At 69.5% G+C, this 19,975-nt stretch carries 20 protein-coding genes; 13 read left to right on the forward strand and 7 right to left on the reverse strand.

Annotated elements, in window-relative coordinates; translation table 11 throughout:
• Positions 1 to 132 precede the first annotated feature (132 nt).
• Complete coding sequence (locus E3O19_RS02770) at positions 133 to 2,073, reverse strand: AMP-binding protein (RefSeq protein WP_134565093.1); 1,941 nt, start codon at positions 2,071 to 2,073, stop codon at positions 133 to 135.
• Positions 2,074 to 2,161: 88 nt separating this feature from the next.
• Between E3O19_RS02770 and E3O19_RS02775 the strand changes: the two genes are divergently transcribed.
• The 8 genes from E3O19_RS02775 to E3O19_RS02810 are packed head-to-tail and all read left to right on the forward strand — an operon-like array spanning position 2,162 to position 9,091.
• Positions 2,162 to 2,860, forward strand: a complete 699-nt coding sequence (locus E3O19_RS02775) for a GntR family transcriptional regulator (protein ID WP_241981152.1) — start codon at positions 2,162 to 2,164, stop codon at positions 2,858 to 2,860.
• 15 nt (positions 2,861 to 2,875) lie between these two features.
• Positions 2,876 to 4,411, forward strand: a complete 1,536-nt coding sequence (locus E3O19_RS02780) for an MmgE/PrpD family protein (RefSeq protein ID WP_134565095.1) — start codon at positions 2,876 to 2,878, stop codon at positions 4,409 to 4,411.
• Positions 4,411 to 5,322: a methylisocitrate lyase gene (gene prpB / locus E3O19_RS02785; RefSeq protein ID WP_134565096.1), complete on the forward strand. Its 912-nt coding sequence runs from the start codon at positions 4,411 to 4,413 to the stop codon at positions 5,320 to 5,322. Before E3O19_RS02780 ends, prpB begins: the two co-directional genes overlap by 1 nt.
• A 17-nt stretch (positions 5,323 to 5,339) precedes the next feature.
• Positions 5,340 to 6,470, forward strand: coding sequence for a bifunctional 2-methylcitrate synthase/citrate synthase (locus tag E3O19_RS02790; protein WP_134565097.1), 1,131 nt, complete (start codon positions 5,340 to 5,342; stop codon positions 6,468 to 6,470).
• 25 nt (positions 6,471 to 6,495) lie between these two features.
• Positions 6,496 to 7,065 (forward strand): phosphoribosyltransferase, encoded by a 570-nt coding sequence (locus E3O19_RS02795; RefSeq protein ID WP_134565098.1) that lies wholly within the window; start codon positions 6,496 to 6,498, stop codon positions 7,063 to 7,065.
• On the forward strand, positions 7,062 to 7,781 hold the full coding sequence (locus E3O19_RS02800; RefSeq protein ID WP_134565099.1) for a Type 1 glutamine amidotransferase-like domain-containing protein: 720 nt from the start codon (positions 7,062 to 7,064) through the stop codon (positions 7,779 to 7,781). The genes E3O19_RS02795 and E3O19_RS02800 overlap by 4 nt, the downstream gene beginning before the upstream one ends.
• A gap of 11 nt (positions 7,782 to 7,792) precedes the next feature.
• On the forward strand, positions 7,793 to 8,482 hold the full coding sequence (locus E3O19_RS02805; protein WP_194087910.1) for a uracil-DNA glycosylase: 690 nt from the start codon (positions 7,793 to 7,795) through the stop codon (positions 8,480 to 8,482).
• Between the two features lie 30 nt (positions 8,483 to 8,512).
• Positions 8,513 to 9,091, forward strand: coding sequence for a GNAT family N-acetyltransferase (locus E3O19_RS02810; protein ID WP_174776880.1), 579 nt, complete (start codon positions 8,513 to 8,515; stop codon positions 9,089 to 9,091).
• A gap of 13 nt (positions 9,092 to 9,104) precedes the next feature.
• Here the strand turns inward: E3O19_RS02810 and E3O19_RS02815 are convergent, their stop codons facing one another.
• Entirely contained in the window at positions 9,105 to 9,929 is an 825-nt protein-coding gene (locus E3O19_RS02815; RefSeq protein WP_134565100.1) for an SDR family NAD(P)-dependent oxidoreductase, read from the reverse strand.
• 40 nt (positions 9,930 to 9,969) lie between these two features.
• On the opposite strand from E3O19_RS02815, the gene E3O19_RS02820 reads away from it, so the two are divergent.
• Positions 9,970 to 10,326, forward strand: coding sequence for a hypothetical protein (locus E3O19_RS02820; protein WP_134565101.1), 357 nt, complete (start codon positions 9,970 to 9,972; stop codon positions 10,324 to 10,326).
• 53 nt (positions 10,327 to 10,379) lie between these two features.
• On the forward strand, positions 10,380 to 11,807 hold the full coding sequence (locus E3O19_RS02825) for an amidase (RefSeq protein WP_134565102.1): 1,428 nt from the start codon (positions 10,380 to 10,382) through the stop codon (positions 11,805 to 11,807).
• A gap of 56 nt (positions 11,808 to 11,863) precedes the next feature.
• Here the strand turns inward: E3O19_RS02825 and E3O19_RS02830 are convergent, their stop codons facing one another.
• Positions 11,864 to 13,927 (reverse strand): MMPL family transporter, encoded by a 2,064-nt coding sequence (locus E3O19_RS02830; protein ID WP_134565103.1) that lies wholly within the window; start codon positions 13,925 to 13,927, stop codon positions 11,864 to 11,866.
• A 62-nt stretch (positions 13,928 to 13,989) separates the two neighbouring features.
• Between E3O19_RS02830 and E3O19_RS02835 the strand changes: the two genes are divergently transcribed.
• From E3O19_RS02835 to E3O19_RS02845, 3 genes are all read left to right on the forward strand, one after another.
• A complete protein-coding gene (locus tag E3O19_RS02835) occupies positions 13,990 to 14,544 on the forward strand; it encodes a MarR family winged helix-turn-helix transcriptional regulator (RefSeq protein ID WP_166804438.1) in 555 nt (184 codons plus the stop codon).
• Positions 14,545 to 14,627: 83 nt separating this feature from the next.
• Positions 14,628 to 15,122 (forward strand): Fur family transcriptional regulator, encoded by a 495-nt coding sequence (locus E3O19_RS02840; protein ID WP_134565104.1) that lies wholly within the window; start codon positions 14,628 to 14,630, stop codon positions 15,120 to 15,122.
• Positions 15,123 to 15,151: 29 nt separating this feature from the next.
• Complete coding sequence (locus E3O19_RS02845) at positions 15,152 to 16,648, forward strand: catalase (RefSeq protein ID WP_134565105.1); 1,497 nt, start codon at positions 15,152 to 15,154, stop codon at positions 16,646 to 16,648.
• A gap of 99 nt (positions 16,649 to 16,747) precedes the next feature.
• On the opposite strand, the gene E3O19_RS02850 is transcribed toward E3O19_RS02845, so the two are convergent.
• The 4 genes from E3O19_RS02850 to E3O19_RS02865 are packed head-to-tail and all read right to left on the reverse strand — an operon-like array spanning position 16,748 to position 19,935.
• The gene (locus tag E3O19_RS02850; protein ID WP_134565106.1) at positions 16,748 to 17,161 is read right to left on the reverse strand and encodes a DUF302 domain-containing protein; all 414 of its coding nucleotides are present in this window, start codon (positions 17,159 to 17,161) and stop codon (positions 16,748 to 16,750) included.
• Between the two features lie 47 nt (positions 17,162 to 17,208).
• Positions 17,209 to 18,051 carry an SDR family NAD(P)-dependent oxidoreductase gene (locus E3O19_RS02855; protein WP_134565107.1) on the reverse strand — a complete coding sequence of 281 codons (843 nt, stop codon included), beginning with the start codon at positions 18,049 to 18,051 and terminating at the stop codon, positions 17,209 to 17,211.
• Positions 18,048 to 18,461, reverse strand: coding sequence for a Fe-S oxidoreductase (locus tag E3O19_RS02860; protein ID WP_134565108.1), 414 nt, complete (start codon positions 18,459 to 18,461; stop codon positions 18,048 to 18,050). Before E3O19_RS02860 ends, E3O19_RS02855 begins: the two co-directional genes overlap by 4 nt.
• A gap of 19 nt (positions 18,462 to 18,480) precedes the next feature.
• Positions 18,481 to 19,935 carry a dihydrolipoyl dehydrogenase family protein gene (locus E3O19_RS02865; RefSeq protein ID WP_134565109.1) on the reverse strand — a complete coding sequence of 485 codons (1,455 nt, stop codon included), beginning with the start codon at positions 19,933 to 19,935 and terminating at the stop codon, positions 18,481 to 18,483.
• Between the last annotated feature and the right edge of the window lie 40 nt (positions 19,936 to 19,975).

The following is a 19,975-nucleotide window of genomic DNA, read 5'->3' on the forward strand; positions in this document are numbered from 1 at the left end:
ACGCCCCCTCGACTGGGGGCGTCCGAGGGGGCGTCCGAGGGGGAGTGGCCGTGCGGGAGTGGCCGTGCGGGAGTGGCCGTGCGGGAGTGGCCGTGCGGGAGTGGCCGTGCGGGGAGATCGGGCCGGTCCGGCTCAGTGCCCGAGCGCGTTCCGGGCACCGTGCACGGCCAGCGTGAGGGCGTCGAGGGTTGCAGGGTCCTCAATGGTGGGCGGGACCGTGTACGGCTCGCCGTCGACGATCTGCCGGATCGTCTTGCGCAGGATCTTGCCGGAGCGGGTCTTCGGCAGCCGCTCAAGGATGGTCACGTCCCTGAACGCGGCAACGGGACCGACATGCTCGCGCACCAGGGCGATGAGTTCCTTCGCGAGGGTGTCGTGATCGATCGACGCTCCGGCCTTGAGCGTGACGAAGCCGGCGGCGCGCTGGCCCTTGAGCGGGTCATGCACACCCAGAACCGCGCACTCGGCGACCGCCGGGTGCAGGGTGAGCACCTCCTCGAGCGAGCCGGTGGAGAGGCGGTGGCCGGCAACGTTGATCACGTCGTCGGTGCGGCCCATCACGTAGAGGTAGCCCTCGTCGTCGAAGTGGCCGGAGTCCCCCGTGGCATAGAAGCCGGGGAAGGCGGAGAGGTAGGCGCTCGCGAAGCGCTCCTCGCTGCCCCAGATTCCCAGCAGGTTGCCCGGCGGCAGCGGCAGCCGGATGGCGATGTTGCCGTCCTTGCCGACCCGGGTGACCGGTTTGCCCTTCGAGTCGAGGATGACGACGTCGTAGCCGGGCACCGGGAAGGTGGCCGAACCCGGCTTCGTCTCAAGCTCGGCGATGCCGCGTGGGTTGGCGCAGATCGCCCAGCCGGTCTCGGTCTGCCACCAGTGGTCGACGACGGGGCAGTGCAGGCCGTCGTTGGCCCAGTGGTACGTCTCCGGGTCGAGGCGTTCCCCGGCCAGGAACAACCCGTGCAGGCTGGACACGTCGTACTTCTCGAGTTCCCTCAGCTCCGGGTCGACCCGGCGGATGGCGCGGATCGCCGTCGGCGCGGTGAACAGCACCTTCACCGTGTAGTCCTCGACGACGCGCCAGAAAGCGCCGGCATCCGGGGTGCCGATCGGCTTCCCCTCGTAGATCACGGTGGTCGCCCCGACCAACAGCGGGGCGTAGACGATGTAGGAATGGCCGACCACCCAACCGACGTCGGATGCGGCCCAGAACACGTCGCCGACCCCGGCCGCGTAGATGTTACGCATGGACCAGGCCAACGCGACGGCGTGGCCGCCGTTGTCGCGCACGATGCCCTTCGGGTTTCCGGTCGTCCCGGAGGTGTAGAGGATGTACAGCGGGTCCTCGGAGCGGAGGGCCACCGGGTCGGCCGGCGTCGCCTTCGCTTCCTCGTCCGCCCAGTCCAGCCAGGCGACCCCGTCGGCCCCGGCGTAGTCGGCCGCCCTGCCAGGGATCATCTCCCGGTCCCGCACGATCACCGTGCGCACCGATCCGGCACTCTGGGCCATCGCCCGTTGCACCAGGGGCAGGTATTCGACCGCGCGGCCAGGCTCCAGGCCGCCGGATGCCGTCACGATCACGGTCGGTCTGGCGTCGTCGATGCGCACGGCCAGCTCGCTCGCTGCGAAGCCGCCGAAGACGACGGAGTGGACGGCGCCGATCCGCGCGCAGGCAAGCATCGCGACGATGGCTTCGGGGATCATCGGCAGGTAGACGATCACCCGGTCGCCCCTGCCGACGCCGTTTTCCCTGAGTACGCCGGCGAAGCGGGACACCCGGCCGAGGAGTTCCAGGTAGCTGATCCGGATGCGCGTGCCCGACATCGCGGAGTCGTAGATCACGGCGGTCTGGTTTCCGCGCCCGGCGAGCACGTGCCGGTCGAGGGCGTTGTAGCTGGTGTTCAGCTCGCCGTCGGGGAACCAGCGCCAGGTGCCGGGGGAGCGCTCCTCGAGGGCGACGCGGGGCGGTGTGATCCAGTCGATGGCCTGCGCGGCCTCGAGCCAGAAGTCGGCGCGGGTGTCGGCGTCAACGCTCCGCTGCCACGTCCTGTGATAACCGACGGTGTTGTCGCTTGTCATTGTGAACCTCCCCGTTGAAGCTCCTATGTATACATAGAATGCTCGAAGTCTTGCATAAAACCCCCTGAAAGGGAATAACATGTGGTTTGTGTATACAGAAACCCCAACGGCGGGGACCACCGCACCGGTTCGTGCCAGCGAGCGCGCCTACCGGCAGCTGCGCGGGGAGATCCTCGACGGGATCCTGATCCCGGGCGCCGGGCTCCTCGAGATCGAGCAGTCAGCGCGGATCGGCGTGTCCCGCACGCCGCTGCGCGCCGCCATCGCCCGACTGATCGCGGACGGCCTCGTCGCAGGCCGGCCGGGCCGGGGCTTCATGGTCACCGAGATGTCCCTGGACAGTATCCGAGAACTGTATGAGGTGCGCCGGGCGCTCGAGGAGCACGCCGCCCGGATCGCCGCCGACCGCCGCGACCCCGCCGTCTTCCTGGCGCTGCGGGACCAGTTCCTCGACGCCCCCGAGTTGCTGGCCCAGGGCACGGTCGGCCTTCACCGTTACTACGACCTGATCGACGAATTCGACGATGCCGTCGCCGAGGCGGTCGCCAACCCGTTCCTGGTCGGCGCGCTGGCCACCGTGCGCACCCACCTGGTCCGTATCCGCCGCCTGGCCAGGGGTAATCCGGACCGGCTGCGCAGCGCGGCGGCCGAGCACCTGCTCATCATCGACGCGATCATCGCCGGCGACACGTCGCTGGCGGCCCACGCCACCCATGTCCACCTCCAGCAGAGCCTCACGAACGTCCTCGCGGCGGTCCAGGGGCAGCCGACCGGTCCGGTCGCCTAACCGAAAGGAACCACCGTGCAGCAGCACCACGTTCGTGTTCACCGCAGCGACGAAAACCTGGCCCGCACCGACCAGCTCGCCTGGAAGATCGCCGAATGCGCCGCCGACCCGGTGCAGGTCTCCGAGGAGGTGACCGAGATGATCATCAACCGGGTCATCGACAACGCCGCCGTCGCCGCGGCCTCCCTGACCCGGCGACCCGTGGTCGCCGCCCGCTCGCAGGCGCTGGCCCATCCGCGCTCCTTCAACGGGGTCGGTTCGACCGTGTTCGGCGAACAGCGCTCGCGCCGGGTGTCGCCGGAGTGGGCGGCCTGGGCCAACGGCGTGGCCGTGCGCGAACTGGACTATCACGACACGTTCCTCGCCGCCGAGTACTCCCACCCCGGCGACAACATCCCCCCGGTCGTCGCGGTGGCCCAGCACCTCGCCACCTCCCGCGGCCTCACCGGGCGCGACCTCGTGCGCGGGATCGCAACCGGCTACGAGGTGCAGATCGACCTGGTCAAGGCGATCAGCCTGCACGCCCACAAGATCGACCACGTCGCCCACCTCGGCCCGTCGGCAGCGGCCGGTATCGGCACCCTCCTCGGCCTGGACCCGGTGACGATCTTCCAGGCAATCGGCCAGGCACTGCACACCACGACGGCGACCAGACAGTCCCGCAAGGGCGAGATCTCCAGCTGGAAGGCCTACGCCCCGGCCTTCGCCGGCAAGATGGCGGTCGAGGCCGTCGACCGGGCGATGCGGGGCGAAACCAGTCCGACGCCCATCTACGAGGGCGAGGACGGCGTGATCGCATGGCTGCTCGACGGGCCGGATGCCGCCTACGAGGTGTCCCTGCCCGAGGCGGGCGAGGCGAAGCGGGCGATCCTGGACAGTTACACCAAGGAGCACTCGGCTGAATACCAGGCCCAGGCCCTGATCGACCTGGCCCGCAAGCTGCACCGTGAACACCCTGCCCTGGCCGACCCGGCGAATGTGGAATCCATCGTCATCCACACCAGCCACCACACGCACAACGTGATCGGCTCCGGGGCGAACGACCCGCAGAAATACGACCCGACCGCCAGCCGGGAGACCCTCGACCACTCGATCCCGTACATCTTCACGGTGGCCCTCCAGGACGGCAGCTGGCATCATGTCGATTCCTACCGGCCCGAGCGCGCCGGTCGAGCGGATACCGTCGCCCTCTGGAACCGGGTCACCACCACCGAAGACCCGGAGTGGACCCGCCGGTACCACTCCCTCGACCCGGCCGAGAAGGCCTTCGGCGGCCGGGTCGAGATCGTGCTCGCCGACGGCAGTCGCATCGTCGACGAACTGGCGGTCGCCGACGCGCACCCGCTCGGCGCCAAGCCGTTCGGGCGTGCCGAGTACATCAACAAGTTCCGCCGGCTCGCCGCCGACGTGCTGGAAGAGGGTGAGATCGTTCGGTTCCTCAGCGCCGCCGAGCGCCTCCCGAGCCTCTCTGCCGAGGAACTCGGCGAGCTGACCATCGTGGCCGCCAACGGCCTGCTCACCTCCCTCCCCACCCCGAACGGAATCTTCTGATGCTGTACTCCACGATCACCCCCGCCCAGAAGCGCGCCGACTTCCGGGCGGCGCTCGCCGGCGGTGGACTCCTCCGCTTCCCCGGTGCGTTCAACCCGCTCTCGGCCCGGCTGATTGCGGCCAAGGGCTTCGAGGGGGTGTACATCTCCGGGGCGGTGCTGTCGGCCGACCTGGGCCTGCCTGACATCGGCCTGACCACCCTCACCGAGGTCGCCGGTCGCAGCCAGCAGATCAGCCGGATGACCGACCTTCCCACCATCGTCGACGCCGACACCGGCTTCGGCGAGCCGATGAACGTGGCGCGCACCATCCAGACCCTCGAAGACGCGGGCCTGGCCGGGATGCACATCGAGGACCAGGTCAACCCGAAGCGGTGCGGGCACCTCGACGGCAAACAGGTCGTCGATGACGAGGCGGCCGCCAAGCGCATCCGCGCTGCGGTCGACGCGCGGCGGGACCCGAACTTCCTGGTCATGGCGCGTACCGACATCCGTGCCGTCGACGGCCTGGCCGCCGCCGTCGACCGGGCCAAGAAACTCGTCGACGCCGGCGCGGACGCGATCTTCCCCGAGGCGATGGCGTCACTGGCCGAGTTCGCCGCGATCCGAGCCGCCGTCGACGTGCCGATCCTGGCGAACATGACCGAGTTCGGGAAGGGCGAACTGTTCACCGTGCAACAGCTCGCCGACGTGGGTATGAACATCGTCATCTTCCCCGTCTCGCTCCTGCGGCTGGCCATGGGCGCGGCGGAGCGTGGCCTCGATGCCATCGAAGCGGAGGGGGCGCTGACCTCGCTCCTGCCCGAGATGCAGCACCGGGCGGAGCTCTACGAACTGCTCGATTACCCGGCCTACAACCACTTCGATTCCGGCGTGTTCAACTTCACCCTCAACCCGAATCTTCCCTCGTAGAAATGCAAAGGAGCGTCATGACTCAGAACGAACCAACGGTTTTCAAGGGCCTCGCGGGGGTCGTCGTCGACAGGACCGCCGTGTCCAAGGTCAACCCCGAGTCCAACTCGCTGCTGTACCGCGGCTACCCCGTGCAGGAACTGGCCGCGCAGCGCAGCTTCGAGGAGGTCGCCTACCTGCTCTGGAACGGGGAGCTGCCCACCGAGGACGAACTGGCCGACTTCGAGGAGCAGGAACGTTCGCTCCGGCACCTCGCGCCTGCCGTGCGCCGGGTCATCGACGAACTGCCCGTGACCGCGCACCCGATGGACGTCGTGCGTACCGCGGTGAGCCTGATCGGCGCCAACGATCCCCAGGTCGACGATGCGTCTCCGGAGGCCAACCGGGCGAAGGGGTTGCGCCTGTGGGCGCAGATGCCGTCGATCGTCGCCTACGACCAGCGTCGTCGGCACGGGCTCGACCTGATCGAGCCACGCAACGACCTCGGCTATTCGGCGAACTTCCTGTTCATGACGTTCGGCGAGGTACCGGAACTCGTCGTCGTCGAGGCCTTCGACGTGTCGATGATCATGTACGCGGAGCACTCGTTCAACGCGTCCACCTTCACCGCGCGGGTGATCACCTCGACGATGTCCGATCTGCACTCCGCGATCACCGGCGCCATCGGCGCGCTCAAGGGTCCCCTGCACGGCGGTGCGAACGAGGCCGTCATGCACATCTTCGACGAGATCGGCGCCGGCCCCGGCGCGGGGGAACGGGCCGAGGTCTGGCTGAACCATACCCTTGACGCCAAGCGCAAGGTGATGGGCTTCGGCCACCGGGTCTACAAACACGGCGACTCCCGGGTGCCGACCATGTACACGGCCCTGCTCACCATGATCGAGCACTACGGCCGGCCCGACATGCTGGAACTCTACGAATCGCTCGCCGCGGCGATGACGGCCCGCACGGGCATCCTGCCCAACCTCGACTACCCATCCGGCCCGGCGTACCACCTGATGGGCTTCGACACCCTCACCTTCACGCCGATCTTCGTGGCGGCCAGGATCACCGGCTGGACCGCCCACATCATCGAGCAGACCGCCGCGAACGCGCTCATCCGGCCCTTGTCGCTCTACAACGGCCATGAGGAGCGGCACCTTTCGTGACCTGCTCGTGACCTAGCATTGACGGATGGCATTCGACGCGCATGACGCAGGCACAGACCTGACCGGGATTCAACGAGAAGTCCTCGAATGGAACGTCTTCGCCGACGCGGCCCGCACTCTGGCCGCGTCGGTGTTGGCCAGCGGTTACCAGACGGATGTGGTGATCGCCATCGCCCGCGGCGGCCTGCTGCTCGCGGGGGCCATGTCCTACGCGCTCGGCACCAAGAACTGCGGCAGCATCAACGTTCAGTTCTACACCGGGGTGGATGAGCGGCTGCCGGAACCGGTGCTGTCCGGCCCGATGCTCGACGCCCCGGCGCTCACCGGGCTGCGCGTGCTCCTGGTCGACGATGTCTCCGACTCCGGACACACGCTCGCGCTCGTCGTCGCACTGCTGCGCGAATGCGCGGCCGAGGTGCGCACGGCCACCCTCTACACGAAGCCGCGGACGGTGCTCGTCCCCGATTACACCTGGCGGGAGACGGACCGCTGGATCGTTTTCCCGTGGTCGTCGCTGCCGCTGGTCGCGGCCACGGTCGCGCCGCCCGAGCGGGTCGCGACCGTCTCATCCGTACCAGAGGCAGTCCTCGCGTGAGCGTGCACCTGGTCGGCGGCGGCTGGAGCCCCGGACACGACGCAGCCGTTTACGGGCCGTTCCTGGTCGAGGCCACGGCGAGGGGAGTGGCCCAGGGTCGCACCGCGCCCCGGATCGCGATCATCGCCGTGCGCGACTCTGACGGCGCCGAACACGCGGCGAACCTCGTGGCCGCAGTCGGGGCCGCCGGCGATCTCGAACCGAAGATCACCGCCCTCGGCCACGGCGAACTCGCCGGACCGCTCGCCGTCTCCGAGGTCGACGGCATCGTCATCGGCGGCGGGCTCACCCCGGCCTACCTCGCGGCGGTCGCACCGATCGCGGGCGAGATCCGCCGCCAGGTGGCCGCCGGCATCCCGTACCTCGGGTTCTCCGCGGGCGCCATGATCGCTGCCGAGCGCGCCCTGATCGGCGGCTGGCGGATGGGTGGGGTTGAGGTGACCGCGCAGGATGCCGCCGAAGGCCTCGATGAGGTCACCATCGAACCGGGCATCGGGCTCCTCGACGTCACGGTGGAGGTGCACGCGGCGCAGTGGGGCACGCTCTCCCGGCTCGTTGCGGCCACGGAGGCCGGCCTGATCGACGGGGGACTGGCGATCGACGAGAGCACGGCCCTGGTCGTGGGCGTCGGCGCCCTGAGCGTCGTCGGAGCCGGCAGCGTCTGGCGGGTCAGCCAGGCCGACGGCGGCGTGCTCGTCAGCACCTTCGGCGCCTGAGCCACCCGCCGGTGCCGCCGACAACGCTGGAGAGGCTCGCCCGCTCGGGCGCGATCGACCAGGGCTGGGCCCTCGAGCTCGAGCCGGTATCCGCTGAGATCGAGGCGATGGCCGGGTTCCTCTGCGCCGAGACCGCGGCCGGGCGCCCGTGGCTGCCGCCGGCCGACACGATCTTCCGGGCCTTCCGGGACCCGTTCGACAACGTGTCCGTGCTCATCCTCGGCCAGGACCCGTATCCGACCCCGGGGCATCCGATCGGACTGGCCTTCGCGGTGGAGCGACATGTTCACCCGCTGCCGCGCAGCCTCCAGAACATCGCCGTGGAATTGCGCGCAGACGTGGGTGTCACGGCCGCCCACGGCGACCTGTCGGCGTGGGCGGACCAGGGTGTGCTGCTGCTCAACCGGGTGCTCACCGTGCAGGCGGGCGCGGCAGGTTCGCACCGTCGGCGCGGCTGGGAGGCGGTCACGGAACAGGCCATCCGGGCCGTCGTCGCGCGGCCGCGCCCGCTGGTCGCGATCCTGTGGGGGCGGGATGCCGCCGCGGTCCGCCCCCTGCTGGGTGACACACCGGTGATCGAGTCCGCGCACCCGAGCCCGCTATCGGCGCGTGGGGGTTTCTTCGGGTCCCGGCCGTTCAGCCGGGCGAACGACTACCTCACGGCGGCCGGGGCGGCCACGGTGGACTGGTCGCTCGGGTAATCTGGAAGCCCCAGGGGTGAGGAGCAGTACGTGCTTGAAGAGGAATACCAGCCGCGCAGGCAGCTGCCCCGGCACCTTCGGCCGCAGCAGGAGGCCGAGGCTCCGTTCGAATACACGATGCGCGACGCCCAGATCACGGACCTGCCGTACATCCGCGAGATCTACAACTACTACGTTGCCAACAGCACGGTGACTTTCGACGTCGATGCGATGACTCTCGCCGCGTGGCGGAGCAAGTTCTACTATCTCGGCAAGCTCGGGATGCCGTTCATCGTTGCCGTGTCCCCGGCCGGGCAGATCCTCGGCTACGCACTGGTCAGCCCGTGGAAGGAGAAGCGGGCATACCGGTTCACGGTTGAGAACTCGATCTACCTCGGCGCGGCCTCCACCAGCAAGGGCCTCGGCCGAGTGCTGCTGGGCGAACTGATCACCCGGTCGAAGGCGGCGGGCCTCAAGGAGATCATCGCGGTGATCGCCGACCAGGGCGCTGACGCCTCGATCAAGCTGCACCGCGACTACGGTTTCGAGGAAATCGGCCGGATGGGCAAGGTCGGCTTCAAGTTCGACCGGTGGCTCGGCACCGTGCTGATGCAGAAGAGCCTCAAGTAGGGTTCAGCCGACGTCAGGCGGTGGGACCCGAGCGGTTCATCCGCCCCACCACGGTGACGACCGTGCGGTGGGGGAGCCGGCCGGCAACCCGGGCGAACACGCTGTTGCGCAGGCCGCTCACCGCGTGCGGCGGGGTGGAGGCCCGGTCGAGTGCCGTGAACGTCGTGCGCATGACGTCGGCCACCGTGAGCAGGTCCCGGTGGGAGTCGGCGCTGCGCCCGGCGACCTCGAAGAACTCGGTGTCCACCGGGCCGGGGCAAATCGCCGTCACCTTGAGGCCGGACGTCCTGGTTTCGTACCAGAGCGCCTCAGTGAAGCTGAGCACGTAGGCCTTCGTCGCGCCGTAGACGGCCATCTTGGGCACCGGCTGGAACGCGGCGGTGCTCGCCAGGTTCACCAGTGCCGCGCTGCCCGGCTGGGCCCGGCTGGTCTCGAGCAGGTCGGGCAGCAGGGCGCGGGTGAGCGCGGTGAGGGCTGTGACGTTCAGTGAGACCTCGTCGGCCAGCCGCGCCGGGTCGGCGTCGGCCAGGTCACCGTAGGTGGCGAACCCGGCATTGTTGACGAGCGTGCCGACGGTGATCTCGCGGGTGTGCAGGTCCGCGACCAGTTCGGCGACGGCGCCCGGCGCGGCGAGGTCGAGCGGGATCACCGTCGTCACCGTGCCGTACTTCTCGGCCAGTTCGACGGCCAGGCCCTCGAGGCGGTCCTGGCGCCGGGCGGTGAGGACGAGGTCGGCCCCGCGCTCGGCGAGTTCGCGTGCGAATCCGGCGCCCAGCCCGCTCGAGGCCCCCGTGACCAGGGCGACGGTTCCGATCGGGTTGAACACGGTGTTTCTCATTGTTTCAGGCTAGCGCCGTCGGCCCGCGTACAGTCGAGGGATGACCGATGCCTCCCTCGACCTGCCCGAGCGGCACACGGTACTGCGTTCCTTCGCCGGTCACCTCGACGCCGCCCCGACCGTCGTCTTTCCGCGTCTCCTGCGGGCGCTCGAGCCGCGCGCCGGGGCCGGCGGCCGGTTCCTCTCCGACCCGGCGCAGCGCCTGGTCGTGGTGCAGGGCGGCTGGTGGTACCGCGGTGAGTACCGGGTGTTTGAGGAGGATTCCGGCTCGGTCGTGCAGTACGAGATCATCAACGTGGCCCAGGTCGCACACTGGGCCGGAACCTGGACGGCGCGTTCCGTGCTCACCGCGGCGCCGCGCGCATTCCAGGTGCTCCTTACCGGACTGGGCAGCTGACCGGCGCCCGACCGGGCTCCGCCACCCGCGCTGCCGCTGGGTAGGCTCGGGGGATGGCCGAACCACACGAACTGACCGCCCTGGAACAATGGCAGGCGCTGCAGCGCGGCGAACTCAGCCCCTCCGAGCTGACCGGGCACTACCTGGCCCGGATCGAGGTGGCCAACCCGTCCCTGGGTGCGTTCGTCACCGTCACTGCGGATGCCGCACTGGTGCGGGCCCGCTTCGTCGAGGAGCAGGTGCCGCGCACGGCGCCGCTCTGGGGGCTCCCCTTCGCCGACAAGGACCTCCAACTCCGCGCCGGGGTGCCGGCCCGGTTCGGCTCCCGGCTGATGCGGGACTTTGTTCCCACGGAGTCGGACGACCTCGTGGCCGCGCTCGATGCGGCCGGCGGGGTGAGCCTCGGCAAGACCAACACGCCGGAGTTCGGCCTGCCCTCGTACACCGAGAGCCGCGCGGCCGCCGCTGCCCGAAACCCATGGGACCCAGACCTTGGTGCCGGGGGATCGAGCGGCGGGGCAGCGGTCGCCGTCGCGGCGCGACTGCTCCCGTTTGCACCCGGCTCAGACGGCGGCGGATCGATTCGTATTCCGGCCGCGGCATGCGGCCTGGTCGGAATCAAACCGTCCCGCGGCAGGGTGCCGGCCGCGTCCGGAATCGACAAGCTCGGCGGCCTCAGCGTGGGCGGACCCCTCGCACGGACCGTGGCGGATGCCGCCCTGCTGCTGGATGCGATGATCATGCCGCGGGGCGGGCATCCGGTGCACCCGTTCGCCCTCCGCACCCCCGGCGACGAGGCCCCCCTGCTGGCGGCGGCCGTGCGCGGCGATGGCCGATTCCAGCTCGGAGTGATGACCACCTCGGCCTGGGACGACGACTACCCGATCGACCTCGCGCCGGAGGCCCTGGCGGCCCTGGACCTTGCGGTCGCCGAGCTCGCCGCCATCGGGCACGGCCTGGAAGAGACGGCGCTCACCCCGGACTCCGGCTACGCGCCCGCCTTCCGCACGATCTGGCAGGTTGGGGCCGCGAGCATCCCGGCCGAAACCGAAGAGGAGCTCGAGCTGCTCGAGCCGCTCACCCGGTGGCTCGTCGGCCGGGGCCGCGCCCTCTCGGCGCGTACCCTGGCCGAGGCGCTCGCCGCGCTGGCCGCCTACGAGCGGTCGTTCATCGGCCAGCTCTCCCGCTTCGATGCCGTACTCACCCCGGCGCTGGCCATGACCCCGCGCCCGGTGGGCTGGTACGACCGGGAAAACGGCGAGGTGAACTTCGCCCAGCAGGTGCGGTACACCCCGTTCACGTCGATGGTTAACGTGGCCGGGCTGCCCGCCATCGTGCTGCCGGTGCTGCAGACCGAGGGCGGCCTGCCGATGGGCGTGCAGCTGATCGGTCGGCCGGGCGGCGAGGCAACCCTGCTCGCCCTCGGCGCCCAGCTCGAGCGGCGCCTGCGCTGGCAGCACCGGGTGCCGCCAGAGGTGTGACCCGGTGCTGCCAGGGAAACGGCCGGCCGGCCGCCCGAACCGCCCGGCCGCTCAGGTCAGCTCCGCGGGGCCCGAGCGGCCGGGCGGGACGGCCACCAGAAGCGGTCGCCAGTGAGGAAGACCAGCGCGGGCACCACCAGGGTGCGCACGACAAGGGTGTCGAGCAGCACGCCGATGCAGACGATCACACCGATCTGGGTGAGGGCGACCACCGGCAGAACGCCGAGGACCGCGAATACCGCGGCGATCAGGATGCCGGCGCTGGTGATGACGGCGCCGGTGGAGGAGAGAGCGCGCACCATGCCCTCCTTCGTGCCGTGGCGGTGAGCTTCTTCCCTGGCTCTGGTGGTCAGGAAGATGTTGTAGTCCACCCCGAGCGCCACCAGGAACAGGAACGCGAAGAGCACGACGTTCGTGTTGAAGGCGGGAAAGCCCATCAGGTTCTGGAAGATCGCGTTGGAGGCGCCCAGGCTGGCGAAGAACGTCGCCAGCACGCTCACGATCAGTAGCACCGGGGCGACCAGCGAGCGGAGCAGGATGGCCAGGATGCCGAAGACGATGGCGAGGATCATGGGGATGATCAGGTCCTGGTCGGACTGGGCGTTCGTGCGGTTGTCCAGCGCGGTGGCATCGCTACCGCCGACCAGTGACTTGGAGACCGCGCCGGAAGCATCCGCGTAGCCGGTGCGCAGCGCGGCGATGGTGCCGAAGGTCTCGTCACTGCCCGGTTCGCTTGCCAGCGAGAGGTTCAACCTGGTGCGGCCGTTCGCGCTCTCGCCCGGCTGCACGGCCTCGACCCCCGTCGTGGCCGAGGCGAGGGCCGCGGCCTCGGTGGCCGCGACATCCGGGGCCAGGACAACGGTCTGGCTGGTCAGGCCGGCCGAGAAGGACGTGTCCACGATCTTCTGCGCCTGCACCGATTCCGGATTGCCGAGCAGCTGGTCGGCCTGGGAGAGGCCGACGGAGGCTCCGAGCAGTCCGAGACTGAGCGCCCCGATGCCGACGATCGAGGTGACCACGATCAGGGCGGGCCGGTGGGCGACGCCGCGTCCGAGCCTGGTCCAGAAGCCTTCACGTTTGAGGTCCAGGCCGGTCTGGAAGCGGGGGACGAACGGCCAGAACAGGCCGCGGCCGCAGACCACGAGCGCCGCCGGCAGCACGATCAGGGCGAAGAGGATGGCGACGACGACGCCGATGGCGCACGCGAAGCCGAGTGCACGGTTGCCGGAGAGTTCAGCGAAAAGCAGCGTGAGCAGGCTGAGTGCCACCGTGCCGCCGCTGGCGGCGATCGCCGGTCCGGCGCTGCGCACGGCGGTGAACATCGCGGCATTTCGGTTCTCCGCCCGGAGCAACTCCTCCCGGTAGCGGGCGACGAGCAGCAGGGCGTAATTCGTGCCTGCCCCGAAGACGAGCACCGATTGGATGCCGGACACCGACGGGTCGAGCACGATGCCGAACGGACCGGCAAGGGCGCCGACCACGACCGTGGACAGGCCGTCGGCCAGCCCCACCGCCACCAGAGGCACGATCCAGAGCACAGGGCTGCGATAGGTGACGATCAGGAGCACCGCGACGACGATCACAGTGACGAGGAGGAGCCGGAGATCGGCGCCGGCGAAGGCGTTGGTAATGTCGGCCCGGAAACCGACCGGCCCGGTGACGTAGGTGGTCAGGCCCGTCGGGAGGGCGGAGGAGGCCGTGGACCGGATGTCTGTCGCGGTCTTTCCGATGTCGGCGGTCGCCTTCTGGGCCTCGAGCGGCACAACGCTGATCGCTGCCCGCTTGTCGTCGCTGAACCGCGGCGTCGTCGCCCGCGGGGCGGTCGACTGCTCGCCGAGGGCGGCGGCTCGGCCGGTGATCGCCGTGATGTCCGCGGCGGAGAGGTTGCTGCCCTGCCTGCTCCAGATCACGATCGCGGAGGTCTGCTTGGCCGAGGGGAAGTCCGCGAGCAGCGTGTCGACCTGGGCGGCCTGGCTCGAACTAGGCAGTCCGGAGGTCGGGAAGTCCTCTGATTTGTCCTGGGGCAGGAGACTGAACAGCAGCCCGACGGCGACCGCGGTCGCGGCGAGAATGAGCCAGGCCGTGCGTCGACCGGTGATGAACCGCAGGATCGCGATCACAATTTCCTCCAATGAGCTTTATTGCTAAGCGTCCTAGCTATGTTTGTACTAGTATGTCTTCTATGAATCAGCGCCGCAACTCAGCTCCCGACTCCCCAAGGGGTGGCGGAGAGCCGGCCGACGAGACCGGCGTCAACGACATCGGTCTGCCGCGCTCGGGCGGCATCGGCAATCAGCTACGCAAGATCGTGACGCTTTCCCGCGACTTCGAGCGCCACGTCGGCGCCGCCCTGGACGTGAACCCGACCGACCTGTCCGCGATGGAGCACCTGATGGTCTCCGGTTCGTTGACTCCGAGTGAGCTCTCCCGGCGACTGGACATCTCCACGGCGGCGACGACCCTGGTCGTCGACCGGCTGGTGGCGCTGGGTCACGCGCAGCGGCATCCGCACGCCTCCGACCGGCGGAAGGTCGTCGTCGTGCCTGCCTCGGCCTCCGTGGCACGGGCCGTCGACGAGCTGATGCCCGTCATCGGCGGTGTCGCTTCGCTCGCCCAGGAGCTCTCCCCCGAGGAGCGCGTCGTGATCGAAGCTTTCCTCGCCCGGGTGGTCGGTGTCTACGAGTCCGCCCTCGTCCCCGACCGGGCGATGAATGCCGGCGGGCCGTCGGCCGCGTAACCGCACGTGGCCCGAACCCGGTGACGGGTCCACTCAGGGTGCCCTTATTTTGAGTAATTCAAAACAACGGCTAGCGTGGGAGCATGACGACGACCGAACTGACGCAGACGAGCGCCGAGGTCTCCCTTTCGGCGCCGGTTCCCGCCGCGGACGCGCTTGCCGACAGCATCCGGGCCGCCGGACTCAAGGTCACGGCACCGCGATTGGCCGTGCTGCAGGCCCTGGCCGATGCCCCGCATTCGACCGCCGACCGGTTGTTCACCGCCGTACGTGCCGATCTCCCCGGCACCTCCCTCCAGGCGGTCTATGGGGTGCTTGCCGCTTTCACCGCAGCGGGACTCACCCGCAGGATCGAACCGGCAGGCTCGGCTGCCCTGTTTGAACGCCGGGTCGGCGACAATCACCACCACATCGTCTGCACCCGCTGCGGCACCGTGCGCGACGTCGAATGCGCCGTCGGCGAGGCACCCTGCCTGATGCCCGACGACGCCGCCGGCTTCGCCGTGCAGGCCGCCGAGGTCACCTATTGGGGCCTGTGCCCCGCCTGCCAGGTCGAACTGGCCACCACGCTTACCTGACCACCACCGCTGTCGAACAAAGGAGCACGATGACTATCAAGCCCACCACCACCCAGACGGGAACGCCCGTTGCCAGCGACGAGCACTCCCTGACCGTTGGAACCGACGGAGTCACAGCCCTGCACGACCGCTACCTGGTCGAGAAGCTCGCCCAGTTCAACCGCGAGCGCATCCCGGAGCGCATCGTGCACGCCAAGGGCGGCGGGGCGCACGGCACGTTCGAGGTGACCGGTGACGTCTCCGCGTACACCCGCGCCTCGGTTTTCCAACCCGGCACCACCACCGACACGCTGCAGCGCTTCTCCAGCGTCGCCGGCGAACAGGGCAGCCCGGACACCTGGCGCGACGTGCGCGGCTTCTCGGTGAAGTTCTACACCTCCGAGGGCAACTACGACATCGTCGGCAACAACACGCCCGTGTTCTTCATCCGCGACGGCATCAAGTTCCCCGACTTCATCCACTCCCAGAAGCGCCTGCCGGGTTCCGGCCTCCGCGATGCCACGATGCAGTGGGATTTCTGGACCCTCTCGCCCGAGTCCTCCCACCAGGTGACCTATCTGATGGGCGACCGCGGCCTGCCGCGCTCCTGGCGTGAGATGCCCGGCTTCGGCTCGCACACGTACCAGTGGATCAACGCCGAGGGCGAGCGCTTCTGGGTGAAGTATCACTTCACTTCCAACCAGGGCAACATCGAGATGGAGGGCTCGGAGGCCGAGCTCATCGCCGGCGCCGACGCCGACTACTACCGGCGCGACCTGCACGACGCCATCGAGGCGGGCGACTTCCCGTCCTGGGACGTCTCGGTGCAGATCATGCCCTACGAAGACGGCAAGACCTACCGCTTCAACCCGTTCGACATCACGAAGGTCTGGCCGCACGCTGACTACCCGCTCGTCAAGATCGGCACGCACACCCTGAACCGCAACCCGCAGAACTTTTTTGCGGAGATCGAACAAGCCGCGTTCTCGCCGGCCAATTTCGTGCCCGGCATCGCGGCGAGCCCCGACAAGATGCTGATGGCGCGCATCTTCTCCTACCCCGACGCACAGCGATACCGCGTCGGCACCAACTTCGCGGAGCTGCCGGTGAACGCGCCGAAGGCCCCGGTGAACAACTACTCGCAGGATGGCGCTGCGCGCCACCACTACAACGCCCCGGAGGCGCCGAACTACGCTCCGAACTCCCTCGATGGTCCCGTCGCCGACCCGCTGCTCGCTGCGGAAGGCGGCTGGGAGAATGACGGTGAGCTGCTCCGGGCCGCCGCGCAGCTGCGCAGCGAGGACAGCGACTTCGGCCAGGCCGGCACGCTCTACCGCGACGTCTACGACGATGCGGCCAAGGCGCGGTTCCTGGACACCATCACCGGTGCCATCAGCGGCGTCGAGCGCCCGGAGGTCACTGAGCGGGCCATCGGTTACTGGACCAGCGTGGACGCCGACCTCGGTGCGAAGCTGCGGGCGAACCTTGCGGCCTGGGCCGAGGCAGACCTGCTGGCCGGGACATCCGCCGTCTACGCCGCGGAGTGACAACGTAGGCTGCAAACAGTGGGAGCGCCCGGTCTCCGTGGAGGCCGGGCGTTTTTACGTTCCTGTCGCGGGGTCTCGCCGCCCCGCGGCGCGGTGGGGCTACCGAGGCGAGAGCATCGAGGCCAGGGCGGCCCGCAGGCGGGTGTCCGCCTCCGCCGCAACGTCCTTGATCTCCGGCGCGTGGCTCAGCTGCACCATGATGGCTGGGTCGATGGCCTGCACAGTGGTCGCCGAAGCGCCGGCGGCGCGCCGAACGACCACGTTGCAGGGCAGCAGCGCCCCGATGCTGGGGTCGGCAGCAACGGCCCGGCTGGCCAGCAGGGGGTTGCAGGCGCCGAGGATGAGGTAGTCGCCCACCGCATCCGCCTGTTCCACCCCGAGTTTCGCGGTGAAAGTGGCGTGCAGGTCGATCTCCGTCAGCACCCCGAAGCCCTGTTCGGCCAGGGCCGCCCTGGTGATCCGCACGGCCTCGTCGAATGGAGCGTCCATGGTTATGGTGTGTGCGTAGCTCATCGTTCTTCTCCTCGGTTGGGGTGGTTCGAATGGTCAGGACAGATCGGTCACTCCGGTACAGGCGCCGCCGATTCGCGGGTCATCGCCTCGCTGCGGGCCCAGAGGCCGGCGGCAAGGGCCGGGTCGTGCGCCTGCGGATTCGCCTTCTGCATCACGCGCTTCTCGTAGTACTCGCCCGAGATCCAGTCGGAGCCCGGCCTGGCCGTGGCCAGCCAGGTCAGGGTGTCGGCGCCCTGCTCCGGCGGCATCAGGAAGCGCTTCAGCGGGGTGCGGTAGATCAGGCGCATGATGCTCGTCGAGCCGGCGGCGAAGCCGGTCGCGACCACGCCGGGGTGGAATGCTGCGGTGGAGATGCCCTGGTCGTGGAAGCGGTGGTGGAGCTCCCGGGTGAAGAGGATGTTGGCGAGTTTGGCGTTGCCGTAGGCCCGGTTCGGCGAGTATGAACGTTCGGCGTCGAGGTCGTCGAGGTCGAACTTGCCGAAGACGCTGTTGGCGGCGCTGGACGTGTTGACCACGGTGGCCGAGCTCTCGCTGAGCCGGTCGATCAGCAGCGTCGTCAGCAGGAACGGAGCGAGGTGGTTGACCTGGAACGTCTTTTCGTGGCCGTCAACGGTCAGTTGCCGGGTGCCCATGATACCGCCCGCGTTATTGGCCAGGACATCGATCCGCGGATAGCGCTCGCGCAGTTCGGCCGCGAGCCCGCGTACCTCGTCCAGCCGGGCGAAGTCGGCCACGAAGAAGTTGACGCCAAGCTCGGCGGCGACCGACGCCGTCTTGGCAGGGGAGCGCCCCACGATCACGACGTGTTCGCCGTCCATGCTCAGTTTCCGGGCGGCGGCAGCCCCGATGCCGTCGCTGGCGCCGGTGATGATGATAGTTCGCTGGTTCATCGGTGTTCCCCCTTGGCGAGATAGCCGCCCTTGTCGAGTCCTGCTTCGATTTCGAACCGGTTACGGAGCGGATTGCGGCCGGCCACCAGGTAGAGCAGCGGGAAGACCATCCCGAACTGCTGCCACTGGCGTTTGTGCACGGCCTCGTGTTCCAGGATCCGGTCGGTGACGTTCTGGTTGGTCAGGTAGCAGCCGCCGACGCAGGAACCGCCGCGGCCGAAGGCCCAGGCCGGCATCCCGCGGAAGATCACGAGGCCACCGCGGTGTTCGACCCGGCCGGTGCTCCAGATCGAACCCCAGACCAGGCCCACCAGGGTGGCGTAGAGGTAGCCGGCCCGGCTGAGGGGAGAGTCGAAGAGGAGGCGGCGCACATCCCCAGCGTAGGCCGCCGCACCCACACGAAGCTGCATGCCCACCGAACTCCCGGGGCTACGGTCGCCCATATTCCTCGAGCAGGCGCAGCCAGACCTCGCTCATCGTCGGGTAGCTCGGCACGGCGTGCCAGAGCCTGCCGATCGGCACCTCGCCGACCACGGCGATGGTCGCCGCGTGCAGCAGCTCCGCGACGTCCTGACCGACGAACGTGACCCCGAGGAGCACCTCCCGGTCGAGGTCGACGATCGCCCTGGCCGTTCCGGTGTAGCCGTCGGCGTGCACGCTCGACCCGGCGACCGAGCCCAGGTTGTAGTCGAGCACCCGGATGCGGTACCCGGCCTTCTCTGCGGACACCCGGGTCAGCCCGACCGACGCCACCTCGGGATCGCCGAAGGTCACCTGGGGGACCGCGGCGTGGTCGGCCGTGGCGACGTGGGTTCCCCACGGCCCATCGTCGGCCGGCCGGCCGGCGGCCCGCGCGGCGATGACGTCACCGGCTGCCCTGGCCTGGTACTTCCCCTGATGGGTGAGCAGGGCCCGATGGTTCACGTCCCCGGTGGCGTACAGCCACTGCCCGGCCAGCTCCGCAGCGTCTCCCTGCACGAGCATGGTGTCGTCGACGGTGAGCCAGTCGCCCGGGGTGAGCCCGACAGTCTCGAGGCCGACGTCGCCGGTGTGCGGCACCCGGCCGGTGGCGACCAGCACCTCCCCGGCGGTGACCGTCGTGCCGTCGTCGAGGGTGAGCGCGACCTGGCCGTCCGCGGTGCGGGCTGCGCCCGTCGTGGACACTCCGGTGAGTACGGTGACGCCGCTCTCCCGGAGCGAGGCCGTGACGAGGTCCCCGGCGAACGGTTCCATCCCGCCGAGTAGGCCGTGGCGCACGATCATGGTGACGGCCGCACCGAGGGAGGCGTATGCGGTGGCCATCTCGACCGCGACGACGCCGCCGCCGATGACGGCGAGGTGGGCCGGGATGCTCCGGGCGCTGGTGGCCTCTCGGCTGGTCCACGGCGCGACGTCGGCCAGGCCGGGGATGTCTGGCAGCAGGGCGGCGGAACCGGTGCTTACGACCACGGCATGTGCCGCCGTCAGCCTGGACGTGGTCCCGTCCTCACGGGTAACGATCACCTCGCGCACCCCGCTCAGCCGGGCGTGGCCGCGCACGAGGGTGATCCCGGTCTTTGCCAGCCAACTCACCTGGCCCTCGTCGGACCAGTTGCTCGTGAATGAATCCCGGCGGCGTAACACGGCCTGGGTATCCAGCACCCCGGTGACGGCCTCGGCGGCGCCGCCGACGCGCCGGGCGGCGGTGACGGCGGCCCCGCTGCGCAGCAGCGCCTTCGAGGGCATGCACGCCCAGTACGAGCATTCGCCGCCGACCAGTTCACTCTCCACGATCACCGTGCGCAGCCCGCGTTGCACCGCCCGGTCGGCGACGTTCTCGCCCACCGCTCCGGCGCCGATCACGATCACGTCGTAGTCCGTGGTGCTGCCTGCTGGTTGGGTCATCTGCTTCTCCTGACGGCTGGGGTGTGAAGGTGGGACGGTG

Source organism: Cryobacterium algoritolerans (assembly GCF_004402785.1).
Lineage (GTDB): Bacteria > Actinomycetota > Actinomycetes > Actinomycetales > Microbacteriaceae > Cryobacterium > Cryobacterium algoritolerans.

Coding starts and splice junctions, on each gene's coding strand:
- E3O19_RS02770 (WP_134565093.1), bottom strand. CDS start 2,073: ATGACAAGCGACAACACCGTCGGTTATCACAGGACGTGGCAGCGGAGC.
- prpB (WP_134565096.1), top strand. CDS start 4,411: ATGCTGTACTCCACGATCACCCCCGCCCAGAAGCGCGCCGACTTCCGG.
- E3O19_RS02790 (WP_134565097.1), top strand. CDS start 5,340: ATGACTCAGAACGAACCAACGGTTTTCAAGGGCCTCGCGGGGGTCGTC.
- E3O19_RS02795 (WP_134565098.1), top strand. CDS start 6,496: ATGGCATTCGACGCGCATGACGCAGGCACAGACCTGACCGGGATTCAA.
- E3O19_RS02815 (WP_134565100.1), bottom strand. CDS start 9,929: ATGAGAAACACCGTGTTCAACCCGATCGGAACCGTCGCCCTGGTCACG.
- E3O19_RS02820 (WP_134565101.1), top strand. CDS start 9,970: ATGACCGATGCCTCCCTCGACCTGCCCGAGCGGCACACGGTACTGCGT.
- E3O19_RS02825 (WP_134565102.1), top strand. CDS start 10,380: ATGGCCGAACCACACGAACTGACCGCCCTGGAACAATGGCAGGCGCTG.
- E3O19_RS02835 (WP_166804438.1), top strand. CDS start 13,990: ATGAATCAGCGCCGCAACTCAGCTCCCGACTCCCCAAGGGGTGGCGGA.
- E3O19_RS02840 (WP_134565104.1), top strand. CDS start 14,628: ATGACGACGACCGAACTGACGCAGACGAGCGCCGAGGTCTCCCTTTCG.
- E3O19_RS02845 (WP_134565105.1), top strand. CDS start 15,152: ATGACTATCAAGCCCACCACCACCCAGACGGGAACGCCCGTTGCCAGC.
- E3O19_RS02850 (WP_134565106.1), bottom strand. CDS start 17,161: ATGAGCTACGCACACACCATAACCATGGACGCTCCATTCGACGAGGCC.
- E3O19_RS02855 (WP_134565107.1), bottom strand. CDS start 18,051: ATGAACCAGCGAACTATCATCATCACCGGCGCCAGCGACGGCATCGGG.
- E3O19_RS02860 (WP_134565108.1), bottom strand. CDS start 18,461: ATGCAGCTTCGTGTGGGTGCGGCGGCCTACGCTGGGGATGTGCGCCGC.
- E3O19_RS02865 (WP_134565109.1), bottom strand. CDS start 19,935: ATGACCCAACCAGCAGGCAGCACCACGGACTACGACGTGATCGTGATC.